This window comes from Cupriavidus sp. LA-1 (assembly GCF_055385985.1).
This window is the reverse complement of the sequence record NZ_AP031387.1, coordinates 136,933-150,855: the sequence shown is the minus strand read 5'-3', so window position 1 is coordinate 150,855 and position 13,923 is coordinate 136,933. Positions and strand designations below refer to the sequence as shown.

12 protein-coding genes and 2 pseudogenes are annotated in these 13,923 nt (G+C 67.0%); 10 read left to right on the top strand and 4 right to left on the bottom strand.

The genetic code is table 11. The annotated features are described in order from the left end of the window. Positions 1–44 precede the first annotated feature (44 nt). Positions 45–560 carry a winged helix-turn-helix transcriptional regulator gene (locus ACZ5MJ_RS00810; RefSeq protein WP_464221670.1) on the top strand — a complete coding sequence of 172 codons (516 nt, stop codon included), beginning with the start codon at positions 45–47 and terminating at the stop codon, positions 558–560. Then, positions 553–1,911 carry an MATE family efflux transporter gene (locus ACZ5MJ_RS00805; protein WP_464221669.1) on the top strand — a complete coding sequence of 453 codons (1,359 nt, stop codon included), beginning with the start codon at positions 553–555 and terminating at the stop codon, positions 1,909–1,911. Before ACZ5MJ_RS00810 ends, ACZ5MJ_RS00805 begins: the two co-directional genes overlap by 8 nt. 109 nt (positions 1,912–2,020) lie before the next feature. On the opposite strand, the pseudogene ACZ5MJ_RS00800 reads toward ACZ5MJ_RS00805, so the two are convergent. After that, positions 2,021–2,446, bottom strand: a pseudogene (locus ACZ5MJ_RS00800) (carbohydrate-binding family V/XII); the annotation flags it as partial. Positions 2,447–2,693: 247 nt separating this feature from the next. Here ACZ5MJ_RS00800 and ACZ5MJ_RS00795 point away from each other — a divergent pair. Next, complete coding sequence (locus tag ACZ5MJ_RS00795) at positions 2,694–3,842, top strand: metallophosphoesterase (RefSeq protein WP_464221667.1); 1,149 nt, start codon at positions 2,694–2,696, stop codon at positions 3,840–3,842. Between the two features lie 96 nt (positions 3,843–3,938). On the opposite strand, the gene ACZ5MJ_RS00790 is transcribed toward ACZ5MJ_RS00795, so the two are convergent. Beyond that, entirely contained in the window at positions 3,939–4,730 is a 792-nt protein-coding gene (locus tag ACZ5MJ_RS00790; protein ID WP_464221665.1) for a conjugal transfer protein TraN, read from the bottom strand. Between the two features lie 11 nt (positions 4,731–4,741). Here ACZ5MJ_RS00790 and ACZ5MJ_RS00785 point away from each other — a divergent pair. Beyond that, a pseudogene (locus ACZ5MJ_RS00785) lies at positions 4,742–4,972 on the top strand (IS4 family transposase); the annotation flags it as partial. A gap of 48 nt (positions 4,973–5,020) precedes the next feature. On the opposite strand, the gene ettA reads toward ACZ5MJ_RS00785, so the two are convergent. Then, complete coding sequence (gene ettA / locus ACZ5MJ_RS00780) at positions 5,021–6,688, bottom strand: energy-dependent translational throttle protein EttA (protein ID WP_464221664.1); 1,668 nt, start codon at positions 6,686–6,688, stop codon at positions 5,021–5,023. 148 nt (positions 6,689–6,836) lie between these two features. On the opposite strand from ettA, the gene ACZ5MJ_RS00775 reads away from it, so the two are divergent. The 6 genes from ACZ5MJ_RS00775 (at position 6,837) to ACZ5MJ_RS00750 (ending at position 12,927) form a co-directional block, all read left to right on the top strand. Continuing rightward, entirely contained in the window at positions 6,837–7,061 is a 225-nt protein-coding gene (locus ACZ5MJ_RS00775) for a hypothetical protein (RefSeq protein ID WP_010812270.1), read from the top strand. Positions 7,062–7,110: 49 nt separating this feature from the next. Beyond that, the gene (locus ACZ5MJ_RS00770; RefSeq protein ID WP_464223625.1) at positions 7,111–7,596 is read left to right on the top strand and encodes a YgjP-like metallopeptidase domain-containing protein; all 486 of its coding nucleotides are present in this window, start codon (positions 7,111–7,113) and stop codon (positions 7,594–7,596) included. Between the two features lie 288 nt (positions 7,597–7,884). Then, a complete protein-coding gene (locus ACZ5MJ_RS00765; protein ID WP_464221662.1) occupies positions 7,885–8,787 on the top strand; it encodes an amidohydrolase family protein in 903 nt (300 codons plus the stop codon). A gap of 45 nt (positions 8,788–8,832) precedes the next feature. Beyond that, entirely contained in the window at positions 8,833–9,747 is a 915-nt protein-coding gene (locus ACZ5MJ_RS00760; protein ID WP_464221661.1) for an amidohydrolase family protein, read from the top strand. A 116-nt stretch (positions 9,748–9,863) separates the two neighbouring features. Next, positions 9,864–11,306, top strand: a complete 1,443-nt coding sequence (locus ACZ5MJ_RS00755) for a UbiD family decarboxylase (protein WP_464221659.1) — start codon at positions 9,864–9,866, stop codon at positions 11,304–11,306. Positions 11,307–11,535: 229 nt separating this feature from the next. Continuing rightward, positions 11,536–12,927 carry a nucleobase:cation symporter-2 family protein gene (locus ACZ5MJ_RS00750; protein ID WP_464221657.1) on the top strand — a complete coding sequence of 464 codons (1,392 nt, stop codon included), beginning with the start codon at positions 11,536–11,538 and terminating at the stop codon, positions 12,925–12,927. 5 nt (positions 12,928–12,932) lie between these two features. On the opposite strand, the gene ACZ5MJ_RS00745 is transcribed toward ACZ5MJ_RS00750, so the two are convergent. Continuing rightward, entirely contained in the window at positions 12,933–13,856 is a 924-nt protein-coding gene (locus ACZ5MJ_RS00745; RefSeq protein ID WP_464221656.1) for a LysR family transcriptional regulator, read from the bottom strand. Positions 13,857–13,923 lie beyond the last annotated feature (67 nt).

Genomic DNA, 13,923 nt, shown 5'->3' with positions numbered 1-13,923 from the left:
AAAACTTGCATTTTGAAAGCAAACAGACCAGACCGGCGCAGACCATGCCCCCTACCGATTTCACCGCGATGCCCTGCCCCGTCGCCCGCTCGATGGCCGTGCTGGGCGAACGCTGGGCCATCCTTGTGCTGCGCGAGGCCTTCTACGGCAGCACGCGCTTCGACGAGTTCGAGCGCAATCTCGGCATCGCCCCCAATATCCTCAGCGCGCGCCTGAAGACGCTGGTGGCGCACGGGCTGCTGGCACGCGTCACGCCCGAGGGCGGTGCCCGCCACGTCTACCAGCTGACCGACAAGGGCCGCGACTTCTTCCCGGCCTATGTCGCGCTCAAGGCCTGGGCCGACCGCTGGATGACCGATGAAAAGGGTCCGCTGACGCTGCTGCAGGACCGCCGCACCGGCACTGAGATCGCCGAGCCCGGCCTGACGCGTGCCGACGGCAGCGCGATCACGCTGGACGACGTGTGCGTCCTGCCCGGCCCGGGCGCCGGCCGCTTCCTGCGGCGGCGCTTCGGTGACGCGGAAACCGATGGCAAGCAAGCGGAGACCCGCCATGACTGACGCGCGCGCATTGCCTGCGGGCGTCATGCCCGCCGGGTCGGTGCCGGCCACCGAGCTCGCCCGCCGCATCGGCAGGCTGGCCGGGCCGACCGCGCTGATCGCCGTGCTGCAGGCCACGGCCCAGTTGATCGAAACCTGGCTGGCCGCCCGCCAGGGCACGGCGGCACTGGCCGGCTGGGCCGTGGTGCTGCCGTTTGCGCTGCTGCTGCAGCAGATGTCGACCGGGGCCATGGGCGGCGGCGTGGTCGCGGCCATCGCCCGCGCGCTCGGTGCCGACAAGCGTGACGAAGCATCGTCGCTGGTCGTGCACGCGCTGCTGATCGCCGTGACCGCCGGGCTGGCCTTTACCGTGGTGCTGGCAGGGTTTCCGCGCGGCGTGCTGGGCGCGGTGGCCGGCGCCACCGCGGCCGAGTCGGCCGCCAGCTATGCGATCTGGCTGTTCGGCGCGGGTGCCATCCCGGCCTGGCTGGCCAACACGCTCGCGTCGGTACTGCGCGGCGGCGGCCGCCATGCGCTGGCCGCGCGCGTGCTGGCGCTGATGTGGATCGCCTTCCCGGTGCTGTCATGGCTGCTGGCCGAGCCCGCCGGCATGGGCCTGGCCGGCATCGGCGCCGCGCTGGCGGCGGTGTCGTGGGCCGCCGCGCTGGCAATGGCGTTCGTGGTGGCGCGCGGCGGCGCGGGCTTCGTGCCGGTGCTGCGGGTGCGGCCGTCGCGGGCGCTGTTTGCGCGCATCCTGTCGGTCGGGCTGGTGGCGTGTGCGCTGGCCTCGGTTGCCAACCTGACCACCATCCTGGTCACCGCGCAGCTGCGCCACCACGGCACCGCGGCGGTGGCGGCCTATGGCATCTCGGCGCGGCTGGAATTCCTGATGATCCCGCTCGCATTCGGCGTGGGCTCGGCCCTGACCGCGCTGGTCGGCGGCGCCGTGGGCGCGGGCGACTGGCACACCGCGCGGCGCACCGCGTGGGTGGGCGCCTTCCTGGCACTGGTCATCGCCGGCGGCGCAGGCGCCGCGGTAGGCATGGTGCCGGTGCGCTTTGCCAGCCTGTTCACCCATGACGCCGAAGTCATCGCCATCGCCGCGCGCGCCCTGTCATGGGTGGGGCCGGCGTTCGGCGGCTTCGGGCTGGGGATGGCGCTGTACTTCGCCTCGATGGGCGCGGGCCGCATGCGCTGGCCGGCGGCCGCGGGCCTGTGCCGGATTGCACTGGCCGTGGGCGGTGGCTGGCTGCTGGCCAATGTGTTCGGGATGGGCCTGGACGGGCATTTCCTGGGCGTGGCGCTGGGGATCACGGCCTATGGCCTGGTCACGGCGCTGGGGGTCAGGCAAGGGGAATGGTCAGCACGGTAGTGACAATGCGGCTGGCAAGCGCCAGCCGCCAGTTACCGCCTCAACACCTTCGCATCCCCTCGCATCCCCGCTTTCGAGCGCGCCGCATCAGCGGCACATCAGTACCCTGTCAGCGCCAGAACCCGCCATGGAAGCCACGGCCGCGCATGCCCCCGGCACGACCGCCACCGCCGAAGCCCCGCCCCTGCCACTGCTGCGCCGTCCCCTCGAAGCGCTGCTGGCCAACGTCGCGCGCCTGGCGCTGCTGCTCCAGGCGCGCGGTCGCGTCGTTATTGGGCTGTACGGGCTCCCAGCCGCTGGGGGTATGCTTCTGCCAGCCGTCGTCGGTATGCTGGTACACCGAGCCGTCATGCCCGGCATACACGTTGCCGTTGTTCCACGCCACCGCATTGTTCTGGTCCGGATTGGCCACAAAGCCACGACTGCCGGCGGTGTGCTGGCCAGTCTGCGTGTTGCCCACAATGCCGGCCTCGGCCGCGCAGACGCGGCCGGTCTGGGCGTTGTAGCCCGCCGCCTGGCGGCCGGCGGCGTAGTGCCAGTGCGCCTGCACCGGCTGGCCGGCATCGCGGGCACGATGCTGCACAACGGGCGGCCCATCCCGCGAATCTAAATTAGGCCGCCAAGGCGAACAATCTGATTCGAAAACATTCAGGATCCGGCAGAAAAAAGACAGATCAACGGCATCGGGTGTGCATCTTGCTTGGCCTGATGCCACCGCCCCGCCCCTTGAAGCCGCCCCCCTGCGGCCTCATCTTTAAAAACTCCACCCTGGCCCCGCCCCCATGCCTCCACGCGCCACCATCCTGACCGCCGGCCTCGTGACAGCCATGCTGCACGCCTATATCGGGCTGCGCCTGCTGCCGGCGATGCCGGTGCCGATGGCGGCCAAGGCCCTGGCCGTCGCCTGGCTGGCGCTGTCCTGCGCCCTGCTGCCGGCCGGGCTGCTGGCGCGGCGCGTCAGCCAGCCCTGGTCGGACCTGGTGTCCTGGATCGGCTTGCTCGCGATGGGATTCTTCTCATCGCTGCTGGTGCTGACGCTGGTACGCGACGTGGTGCTGGCCGCCGCCTGGCTGGCCGGGCAGCTGCCTGGCTGGCATGCGCCCGGCCTGTCCGCGGACAGCGCCGCGGCGGTGCCGCTGCTGGCGTTGCTGGTCACGCTGGCCGGCTATATCAATGCGCGCCGGCTGGCGCGCGTGGTCGAAGTCGACGTGCCGGTGGCCGGCCTGCCCGAAGCCCTGCACGGCTTCACCATCGCGCAGATCAGCGACATCCATGTCGGGCCCACCATCAAGCGTCCCTACCTCGACCGCATCGTCGACCGCGTCAACAGCCTGAACGCCGATGCCGTCGCCATCACCGGCGACCTCGTCGACGGCACCGTGCGCGAGCTGTCCGCCCATACCGCGCCGCTGGCGCGGCTGCAGGCGCGCCACGGCACCTACTTTGTCACCGGCAACCACGAGTACTACTCCGGCGCGGAATCCTGGATCACCGAACTGCGCCGCCTGGGCGTGCGCGTGCTGATGAATGAACACGTGGTGCTGCAGCATGACGGCGACGCGCTGGTGCTGGGCGGCGTGACCGACTACTCCGCCGGCCGCTTCCACGAAAGCCACCGTAGCGACCCGCACCGCGCCATCGCCGGCGCCCCGGCCCACGCCGGCGCGCGCGTGCTGCTGGCCCACCAGCCACGCACCGCGCCCGCCGCGGCGGAAGCCGGCTTCGACCTGCAGCTGTCCGGCCACACCCACGGCGGCCAGTTCTGGCCCTGGAACCTGTTCGTGCCGATGCAGCAGCCATACACCGCCGGACTGGAGCGGCATGGTTCGCTGTGGATCTATGTCAGCCGCGGCACCGGGTATTGGGGACCGCCGAAGCGGTTCGGGGCGCCGTCGGAGATTACGCGGGTGCGGTTGGTGCGGGCGGGCTAGGAAATTGCTGTTGAAGGCAGAGATTGATCGCAGGCATGGCGCAGCAAAAAGCCCCGCTCATTTTGAGTCGGGGCTTTTTGTTTTATGCGCGGATACTCACCGCTGGCGTCGCGCGGAGCGTTTGGGCCTTACTTGCCCTTCAGGTTCATCGAGCTGAATGCCTTTCGAGCCAAGTCTGAGATGCGTTTCTTGTTCCGCCTTAGCTCGGCGATTTCGGATTTCGTCAGATGTACGGAAGCCGATGAGGTAACCCGCTTCATCCGCGGTGAGGGCGTTGGTGGCAATGCCGAAGATCTTGCGGATTTCATCGCCGTACCTCCTTTCCAGTTCAAGAACTACTTTTCTGGGTGCCACCAGTCTACCAGAGCGTCCTGCGCACACCAGGACGATCGCAGCAACCACACCGCCACGGTGGCTCTGGATATAGCTGGCCAGCTCCGCAAGCGTGCCCCCCATCGTAGTGACGTCATCCACCAGCACATAGCGCCCACCGGGCACCACATACCCAGAGAAGCAGGCGCGCAGATTCATCCGCTCCATTGGATCTGCCCCGGTGTGGAACACCTTTGTTGTCTGCACGATGGATTCATCGACCGCGCCGTCCAGGACATGGTGCAAGTACATCGCCAGGACTTGCGGGATGGCATTTTCGCCCTCGGCTTCTCTCGCGTGCGGCGCCACGAAGATGCAGGAACTCTGGAAACCCTCGTCGAGCAGCCTTGCCACCAGTGGCGGGGCAAGGTCGAGAATCAGTTGTATCGCCGCATCGGTGCTTCCGGCTTTGGCGGCCTTGTAGCTCGGATGAGCCTTTAGCTCGGCATCGGAACGATAGAGGAAATGTGGCGACTCGACCGAGTCCGGGAACGGATATTCACGGTCCTGCCGCATTTCGAGCGGCAGTCTGCCCGACTGACATGAGCTTCGTGCGTGCCTTCCATGTCATCCAGCACGAGATGATGTGGGCAGCGGTCACGCCAGCCTACGCGAAATTGCCCGCCTGCCTGCAGCGCCTACGCGAGCGCCTAAAGTCGCTGCCCAATGTGAAACGACCCGGTCGCTCATGCGACCGGGTCGTCAAGTCCCGCCCTTCACGCTATGCCGTTCGCTTCCTCAATAGGGACCTTAACTGAACGGCATTAGGCCCACAGGCCTGGTTTTCTCTCACGCTCAACAACCCATCACCGAGCAATCGGCTTATACCGAATCCGCTTCGGCTTGGCCCCTTCCTCACCCAGCCGGCGCTTCTTGTCCGCCTCGTACTCCTGGTAGTTGCCCGGGAAGAACTCCACATGCGAGTCCCCCTCGAACGCCAGAATGTGCGTAGCGATACGGTCCAGGAACCAGCGGTCGTGGGAAATCACCATCACGCAGCCTGCAAATTCCAGCAGCGCGTCTTCCAGCGCCCGCAGCGTTTCCACGTCAAGGTCGTTGGACGGCTCGTCCAGCAGCAGCACGTTGCCACCGGCGATCAGCGTCTTGGCCATGTGCAGGCGGCCGCGTTCGCCGCCCGACAGCGTGCCGACCTGCTTCTGCTGGTCGCCACCCTTGAAGTTGAAGCGGCCGATATAGGCGCGCGACGGCGTCTCGTACCTGCCCACCGTCAGGATGTCGGAGCCACCCGAGATCTCTTCGAACACGGTCTTGGTGCCGTCCAGCGCGTCGCGGCTCTGGTCGACGAAGGCCATCTTCACGGTCGGCCCGACCTTGATCTCGCCGCTGTCCGGCTGTTCCTTGCCGGTCAGCATGCGGAAGAAGGTCGATTTACCGGCGCCGTTCGGGCCGATAATGCCGACGATGGCGCCCGGCGGCACCTTGAAGCTGAGATTGTCGATCAGCAGCCGGTCGCCGTAGCCCTTGCTCACGCCGTCGAACTCGATCACCTCGTTGCCCAGGCGCTCACCCACCGGGATGAAGATTTCCTGGGTTTCGTTGCGCTTCTGGTAGTCCTGGCTGTTCAGCTCGTCAAAGCGGGCCAGACGCGCCTTGGACTTGGCCTGGCGGCCCTTGGGGTTCTGGCGCACCCACTCCAGTTCCTTGTGCAGCGCCTTCTGGCGGGCCGATTCGCTGGCCTCTTCCTGCTTCAGGCGGGCTTCCTTCTGGTCCAGCCACGAGCTGTAGTTGCCCTTCCAGGGAATGCCCTGGCCGCGGTCCAGTTCCAGGATCCACTCGGCGGCGTTGTCGAGGAAGTAGCGGTCGTGGGTCACGGCCACCACGGTGCCCGGGAAGCGCGTCAGGAACTGCTCCAGCCATTCCACCGATTCCGCATCCAGGTGGTTGGTCGGCTCGTCCAGCAGCAGCATGTCGGGGCGCGACAGCAGCAGGCGGCACAGCGCCACGCGGCGCTTTTCACCGCCGGACAGGTTGCCGATCCTGGCGTCCCACGGCGGCAGGCGCAGCGCGTCGGCGGCGATTTCCAGCTGCAGTTCGACGTTGTTGCCGTCGCTGGCGGCCAGGATGGCTTCGTACTTGGCCTGGTCGGCGGCGAGCGCGTCGAAGTCGGCGTCCGGCTCGGCGTAGGCGGCGTAGATCTCGTCGAGCTTCTTGCGCGCCTCGAACACGCCGCCCAGGGCCTCTTCCACCGACTCGCGCACGGTCTGCTCGGGGTTGAGCTGCGGCTCCTGCGGCAGGTAGCCGATGTTCAGGTTGGGCATCGGCGTGGCTTCGCCCTCGATTTCCTTGTCGAGGCCGGCCATGATCTTGAGCAGCGTGGACTTGCCCGAGCCGTTCAGGCCCAGCACGCCGATCTTGGCGCCGGGGAAGAAGGACAGCGAGATGTCCTTCAGGATGTGACGCTTGGGCGGAACGATCTTGCCCACGCGGTTCATGGTGAAAACGTACTGTGCCATGGGTGCGTGTTGGAGGGTTGTGCGGGAATTGCGGGAATGGCGGCAGTGTATCAGGCACGCGCGGCGCGCTGAGGCGGCGCCGGCCGGATGGCACGCCGGCCGGTACAATGGCAGGTTCGATTTTTGCCGATTTCCCCGAGCCATCGCCATGAGCAAACCCGCCCTCACCCTCAAGTTCAAGTGCAAGAAGTGCACCAAACCCGTCACGCTGTACCTGCAGAAGACGTCGGCCTGCTCGCACATCACCCCGTACCAGGGCTTCTGCAAGTGCGGCGAGATGATGCGCCACGCCACCGGCGACAAGGACGCGGTCGAGTCCTTCGTCAACTCGCTGGACAACAGCTGGATGCACCACCATCACCACCACCACTGAGCAGGACGCGGCAGTGACTGAAACCTGGCGCCCCGCCGGCAAGGACCCGATGCGCTTCCTGGGCGGCTATCCGCCCGGCGTGCTGGACCAGGTGCGCGAGCTGATCGCCGCCGGCCGGCTCGGGGACCATATTGCCCGCCGCTACCCCGCTCGCCATACCGTGCAGACCGACCGCGCACTGTACGAATACACCACGGACATCAAGCAGGAATACCTGCGCAGTGCGCCGCCGCTGCACAAGGTCGGCTTCGATGCGCGCCTCGATGCCGCGCAGCGCGCGCTGGGCCTGCACACCGCGATCTCGCGCGTGCAGGGCGGCAAGCTCAAGGCCAAGAAGGAAATCCGCGTGGCCTCATTGTTCAAGGAGGCGCCGCCGGAATTCCTGCGCATGATCGTCGTGCACGAGCTCTCGCACCTCAAGGAGAGCGACCACGACAAAGCCTTCTATCGGCTATGCGAGCACATGGAGCCGCGCTACCGCCAGCTTGAGTTCGATACGCGCCTGTGGCTGGCATGGCGCGAACTGGAGCGGTAGCTGCACTCTCTTCGTGCACCGCAGCACATAAGATTCTTGACGAGCCCGAGCGCCGCTATGTATAACGAGCGCGTGGGTAGAAGCGGTCGATTGAACAGCAGCGGTGCAATGCCGCGACGTTCAACTGGAGATTGCTCACTGACGGAGTATTTCGTCGGTGGCGCAGTGGTCCAACAGCTCCCCTGACAAAGACTCCCGATAGCAGCATGCAAGGCCGGCCCCGCGGCGTTGTTCGCGCGCGCGCCTGCCGCATGCGTGTCCAACCTAGTCATTGTTAGGGGATCTCCCATGATCATCGACACCAGCTGTTATCCGACTAACCTGGTGGACCTGGCCTGGCGCCACGACGGCGACCCGTTCACCGGCGAGCGCCTGATCCAGATGATGGACGGCCCGTTCACCATCAACGGCAAGCCGCGCCGCATCGACAAAGCCTTTATCCAGCCCCCGCAGGGCAACACCATCTACACCTACACCGACGGCGTGAAGTCGGGCAGCGAGTCCATCGACGCCTACATGGCCTACACCGTCGAGATGGTGAAGAAGTACCCGGAACGGTTTATCGGCTGCTTCGTCTACAACCCGCGCTGCGGCGTGCAGAACGGCGTCAACGCCATGGAACACTACGTCACGAAGCTGGGCTTCAAGATGGTCCAGTTCCAGGCCAACATGCACGCCTACCGCCCGGACCGCGCGCTCGACTGGCTGCGCCCCGCGCTGCAGAAGTGCGCCGAGCTGGGTGTGCTGGTCAAGCTGCATACCGGCGACGGCCCCTACAGCATCCCGACCGAATGGGTGCCGATGATGAAGGAGTTCCCGACGGTGAACTTCATCATGGCCCACTTCGGCGTGCAGACCGGCGGCGTGTATTGCTTCGAGCCGTTCCAGATGGCCATGGACATGCCCAATGTGTACTGCGAATCGGGCTGGTGCCTGCAGTCGCGCATCGTCGAGTTCGCCAAGGTCTTGCCCAAGCACAAGATCCTGTTCGGCTCCGACACCCCGCCCAACGAGCCCGGCATGTGGCTGCGCCTGCTGGAAGTGCTGTGCTTCGAGCCGCCGCAGGGCCTGAACCTGGATGAAGACACGCTTGAGGACTACCTCGGCAACAACGTCGCCCGGATGATCGGCCTCGCGCCGACACCGGTCCCGCGCACGCTCGAAGAAGCGAAAGCGCGCCTGGCCGCGTAAGCACAACGGCCCGCGCCACCGACAACGGACTCCGGAGCACACAACATGATTATCGATACCCATCTGCACCCGACCAATCTCGTCGACGAAGCCTGGCGCCACACCGGCGAGCCCTTCAACGGCGAGCGCATGCTCAAGATGATGGACGGCCCCTACATGATCAACGGCAAGCCGCGCCGCATCGACATGGGCTTTATCCAGCCGCCGCCGGGCAACACCGGCTACCGCGACGGCAACCGGCGCGGGCGCGAAGGCATCCGCGACTACATGGCCTATATCGCCGAGCTCTGCCAGAAGTACCCCGACCGCTTCATCGGCAACTTCACCTTCAACCCGCGCTGGGGCCCGGAGGAAGGCGCGCTGGAGCTGGAATTCCACGTCAGGGAATACGGCTTCAAGATGCTCAAGCTGCATGCCAACATGCACGGCTACCGCCCCGACCGCGCGCTGGACTGGCTGCGCCCGGCGATGAAGGTCTGCGCCAAGTACAACGTGGTGGTGCTGATCCACACCGGCGACGGCCCGTACACGATCCCGACGATGTTCTACCCGATCATCCGCGAGTTCCCGATGGTCAATTTCATCATCGGCCACTTCGGCATCCAGACCGGCGGCAACTACTCGTTCGAGGCCTTCTGGATGGCGATGGACACGCCCAACGTGTATTGCGAATCGGGCTGGTGCTTCCAGTCGCGCATCGTCGAGTTCGCGCGCCAGCTGCCGCGCGACAAGATCGTGTTCGGCACCGACACCCCGCCCAACGAGCCCGGCATGTGGCTGCGCGAGCTGGAGATGCTGTGCGGCCCCGCGCCGCAGGGCATGGACCTGGACGAGGACGGGCTGGAGGACTACATGGGCAACAACATCGCCCGGCTGGTCGGCATCGAGACCACGGCGCCGCCCAGGACACAGCAAGAGGCACTGGCGCGGCTGAAGGATACATACGCCAGCACGCGCTGACGCGTAATCGCTAGCCGCTAGCTGTTCGGCAGGCAGGCACGGCACGGCGGCCGGGAGCATTCCCGGCCGCCGGGGCAGCCTTCGCCCTGGCCAACCCTGACCACAGGAGCCGATCCATGAACGCACCCTCAGCGCCCTTTGCCCCGGCGGCATCGGCGCGCAAGCCCTTCCACGACACCTCGCAGGACTTCCACCAGTTCCTGGCCGCCTACCGCGATGCCTTTCCCGAAGACGTGCTGCATATCCGCGAGCCGGTCGGCACCGACCAGGACCCGACCGCGCTGGTGTGGACGCTGGCCGCGCAGGGCCGCCATCCGGCCTTGCTGTTCGACCATGTCGAAGGCCTGGGCACGTCGCTGGCAACCAACCTCTTTGCCTCGCGCGAGCGTGTGGGGCGCATGCTGGGCGGCGTGCCGCCCGCCGGCATCCATGCCGAATACCAGGCCCGCAGCCGCCGCATGGTGGCGCCGCGCGTGCTGGACAGCGGCGCCGTCACCGGCCATGTCGAGATGGAACACATCGACCTGCGCACGATCCCGGCGATCAGGCACTTCGCCACCGACCGTGGCCCCTACATCACCAACGCAATCCTGATCGCGGAAGACCCCGACACCGGCATCGGCAACGCCAGCTACCACCGCTCGATGCTGCATTCGCCGACCGAGATCGCCACCAGCCTGCATTCGCGCGGGCACCTGTGGCGCATGCAGCAGCGCGCCACCGAGCTGGGCCGGCCGCTGCCGGTGGCCATGGTGATCGGCGCGCATCCGCTGTTCATGCTGGCCGGCGCCGCGCGGGTGCCCTACGGCGTGGATGAGCGCCACGTTGCCGGCGGCCTGTTCGGCGCGCCGCTGGAAGTGGTACGCACGCCGCGCCACGGCATCCTGGTGCCGGCGCATGCCGAGATCGTGCTTGAAGGCGTGATCGATCCCGAAGCGCGCGTCGAGGAAGGCCCCTTCGGCGAGTTCACCGGCTATTCGTCGGACCGCTCGACCAACAACCTGCTGCGCGTGCAGAGCGTGATGCGCCGCACGGACGCCTGGCTGGTCGACGTGGTCGGCGGCAACTCGGCCGAGCACCTGAACCTGGGCCGCATCCCGCGCGAATCGGAGATGGTCGAGAAGCTCAGGGAGCGTTTCCCGGGCGTCACCGCGGTGCACTACCCCAGCTCCGGCACGCACTTCCACGCCTACGTGGCGCTGCGCCAGAGCCGCCCCGGCGAGGCGCGCCAGGTGATGCTGGGCCTGCTCGGCTGGGACCCGTACCTGAAGACGGTAGTCGCGGTGGATGAGGACGTCGACATCACCCGCGACGAAGACGTGCTGTGGGCGATGGCCACGCACCTGCAGCCGCACCTGGATGTGGTGGTGGTCGACGGCCTGCCTGGCAGCGCACTCGATCCCTCGGCCTCGGGTGTGGGCACCACGTCGCGCATGGGGCTGGACGCCACGCGCGGGCCGGCCTTCGACGGCATCCGGGCGCGCATCGACCCTGACGCCATGGCGCGCGCGGCAGCCCTGCTGAAGCGGCTGGAAGGTGCGGGCTCCCACGTGCCGTAAGGGATAACCCGCTGGAAACGGCGGATTCATCGTTTCACCCGATCGATAAATCCGCCGCGTACGTTGTACCCTCCCGCCGCCGCTGTCATGCTGGTTTCATAAGACAGGACAGGCGCGGGCATCGCACGAGAGGATGGCACGACCATCCCGGACAGGAAACTGCCGGCGACCTTGGCGACACGTGAGCGCTTCAAGCGCGACCGGCGTGGTACCGACCAAAGGAGACAGCATGAACCCAACCCTGCCTGCGCAAGGGAATGCCCCCGTGCATCCCGTCGACGAGGTCCTGCCCCCGCCCCGCCTGCTGGCCCTGGGCCTGCAGCACGTGCTGGTGATGTATGCCGGCGCCATTGCCGTGCCGATGATCATCGGCGGCGCACTCAAGCTGCCCAAGGACCAGGTGGCCTTCCTGATCGCGGCGGACCTGTTCTGCTGCGGCCTGGTGACGATGATCCAGAGCATCGGCATCTGGAAGATCGGCATCCGCCTGCCGGTGATGATGGGCGTCACCTTCACCGCCATCGCGCCGATCATCGCCACCGGCTCCAATCCTTCGCTGGGCCTGCGCGCGGTGTTCGGCGCGGTGATGGTGGCGGGCATCTTCACCTACTTTGCCGCACCGTACGTCGGCAAGATGGTGCGCTGGTTTCCGCCGGTGGTGACCGGCACCGTGGTGCTGGTGATCGGCATCTCGCTGATGCGGGTCGGCATCAACTGGGCGGCGGGCGGCAACCCGACCATCAACACCGCGGCCGGTCCCGTGCCCAATCCCAACTTCGGCCTGCCGGTGAACATCGCCATCGCCACCGCGGTGCTGTGCACGGTGCTGGCGCTGGTGGCCTTTGCCCGGGGCTTCCTGTGCAACGTGGCGGTGCTGATCGGGATCTCAGTAGGCTTCCTGATTACGCTGTCGCTGGGCAAGGTCAATTTCGACGGCCTGCACAATGCGCACTGGGTGGAGCTGATCACGCCCTTCCACTTCGGCTGGCCCACTTTCGACGCCATGACCGCGGTCACCCTGTGCGTGGTGATGATCGTGATCATGATCGAGGGCGTGGGCCAGTTCCTGGCGCTGGGCGAGATCGTGGGCCGCCCGGTGGGCTGCGATGACCTCGCGCGCGGCCTGCGCGCCGACGGCGTTGGCGCGCTGGTGGGAGCGGTGTTCAACACCTTCACCTACACCTCGTACGCGCAGAACGTCGGGCTGGTGCAGGTCACGGGCGTGCGCAGCCGCTGGGTCTGCGCCACCGCCGGCGGCATCCTGATCGTGCTGGGCTGCCTGCCCAAGCTGGCCTTCTTTGCGGCATCGATCCCGCAATACGTGCTGGGCGGCGCGGCGCTGGTGATGTTCGGCATGGTGGCGGCGACGGGCGTGCGCATTCTCGGCCATGTGGACTTTGTCGAGAACAAGAAGAACGCCTATATCGTCGCCGTCAGTGTGGCACTGGGCATGATCCCGCTGGTGTCGGACAAGTTCTTCGCGCAGATGCCCGAGCTGCTGGCCAAGTTCTGCCAGAACGGCATCCTGCTCGGCACGCTGACCGCGGTGCTGCTGAACCTGCTGTTCAACGCCCGCTCGCCGGTCCCCCAGGCCCACGGGCTGGCGAAGGAGCCGGCGTGACGTAGTCAGCCGGCGTCGGCCAGCTTGGCGCGATAGCGCATCAGCAGGTCGCGGAAGGCCTGGGCCGGCGGCGACAGCGACCGGTCCGCGTGCACCAGCAGCGAGATCTCGCGATGGATCACCGGATCGGTCGGCATCACCGTGGCCAGCCCCAGCGCGGAAGTCAGCCGCGTGACCGCCGCGCTCATCACCGCGATGCCGAGCCCGGCGTCCACCATGCCCACCATGGTCAGCGGCAGGAACACCTCGTGCACCCGCTGCAGCGAAATGCCGCGCGCGGCCAGCGCCGTATCGAGGCAATCGCGGATCGGGTTGCCCTTGTGCGGCCCGATCACGGGCAGGCCGGCCACGTCTTCCCAGCGCAGCGTCTTGCGCCGCCGCAGCGGATGGTGAGCCGGCATCACGATCACGAAGGGATCGGACATCAGCCGGTGCGCGCTCAGGTCAGGCTGGCCCTCGGGGATGGTGCCGATGCCGAAGTCCACCTCGCCCGAGCTGACCATCTTGGTTACCTCATGCTCGGACACATCGTGCAGTTCCACCTTCACGCCGGGATGGCTCACGCAGAACTCGCGAATCACGCGCGGCAGCATCAGCGCCGCCTGGATCGACGACGCCGAGATCGACACGCGGCCGCGCCCCAGCGTGCGCAGCTCGCTGGAGTTCTCGATCACGCTGTCGATATCGGCCACCGCCTTCTTCACCAGTGGCAGCAGCTCCGCGCCCGCCTGGGTGATGTGCAACTGGCGCGTGTGGCGGTCGAACAGCTTCAGGCCGAGATTGCCTTCCAGCTCGTGGATCAGCGCGCTGACCGACGACTGCGACAGGTCCAGCCTCTCGGCCGCGCGGGTGAAATGGCGCTCCTGCGCCACGGCAATGAACGCGCGCAACTGGCGCAGCGACACGTTCATGTTGCTGATGTTGGGCATGTTGCCTACCTCCGGGAAATCGGGGTGCGCGCTTGCTTCGCCAAGCCTGGCGGGCGCGTCTGATTCA

What these genes read in the sequence shown, in the direction of transcription:
- ACZ5MJ_RS00810 (WP_464221670.1), top strand. Translation starts at nt 45, where the DNA reads ATGCCCCCTACCGATTTCACCGCGATGCCCTGCCCCGTCGCCCGCTCG.
- ACZ5MJ_RS00805 (WP_464221669.1), top strand. Translation starts at nt 553, where the DNA reads ATGACTGACGCGCGCGCATTGCCTGCGGGCGTCATGCCCGCCGGGTCG.
- ACZ5MJ_RS00795 (WP_464221667.1), top strand. Translation starts at nt 2,694, where the DNA reads ATGCCTCCACGCGCCACCATCCTGACCGCCGGCCTCGTGACAGCCATG.
- ACZ5MJ_RS00790 (WP_464221665.1), bottom strand. Translation starts at nt 4,730, where the DNA reads ATGCGGCAGGACCGTGAATATCCGTTCCCGGACTCGGTCGAGTCGCCA.
- ettA (WP_464221664.1), bottom strand. Translation starts at nt 6,688, where the DNA reads ATGGCACAGTACGTTTTCACCATGAACCGCGTGGGCAAGATCGTTCCG.
- ACZ5MJ_RS00775 (WP_010812270.1), top strand. Translation starts at nt 6,837, where the DNA reads ATGAGCAAACCCGCCCTCACCCTCAAGTTCAAGTGCAAGAAGTGCACC.
- ACZ5MJ_RS00770 (WP_464223625.1), top strand. Translation starts at nt 7,111, where the DNA reads ATGCGCTTCCTGGGCGGCTATCCGCCCGGCGTGCTGGACCAGGTGCGC.
- ACZ5MJ_RS00765 (WP_464221662.1), top strand. Translation starts at nt 7,885, where the DNA reads ATGATCATCGACACCAGCTGTTATCCGACTAACCTGGTGGACCTGGCC.
- ACZ5MJ_RS00760 (WP_464221661.1), top strand. Translation starts at nt 8,833, where the DNA reads ATGATTATCGATACCCATCTGCACCCGACCAATCTCGTCGACGAAGCC.
- ACZ5MJ_RS00755 (WP_464221659.1), top strand. Translation starts at nt 9,864, where the DNA reads ATGAACGCACCCTCAGCGCCCTTTGCCCCGGCGGCATCGGCGCGCAAG.
- ACZ5MJ_RS00750 (WP_464221657.1), top strand. Translation starts at nt 11,536, where the DNA reads ATGAACCCAACCCTGCCTGCGCAAGGGAATGCCCCCGTGCATCCCGTC.
- ACZ5MJ_RS00745 (WP_464221656.1), bottom strand. Translation starts at nt 13,856, where the DNA reads ATGCCCAACATCAGCAACATGAACGTGTCGCTGCGCCAGTTGCGCGCG.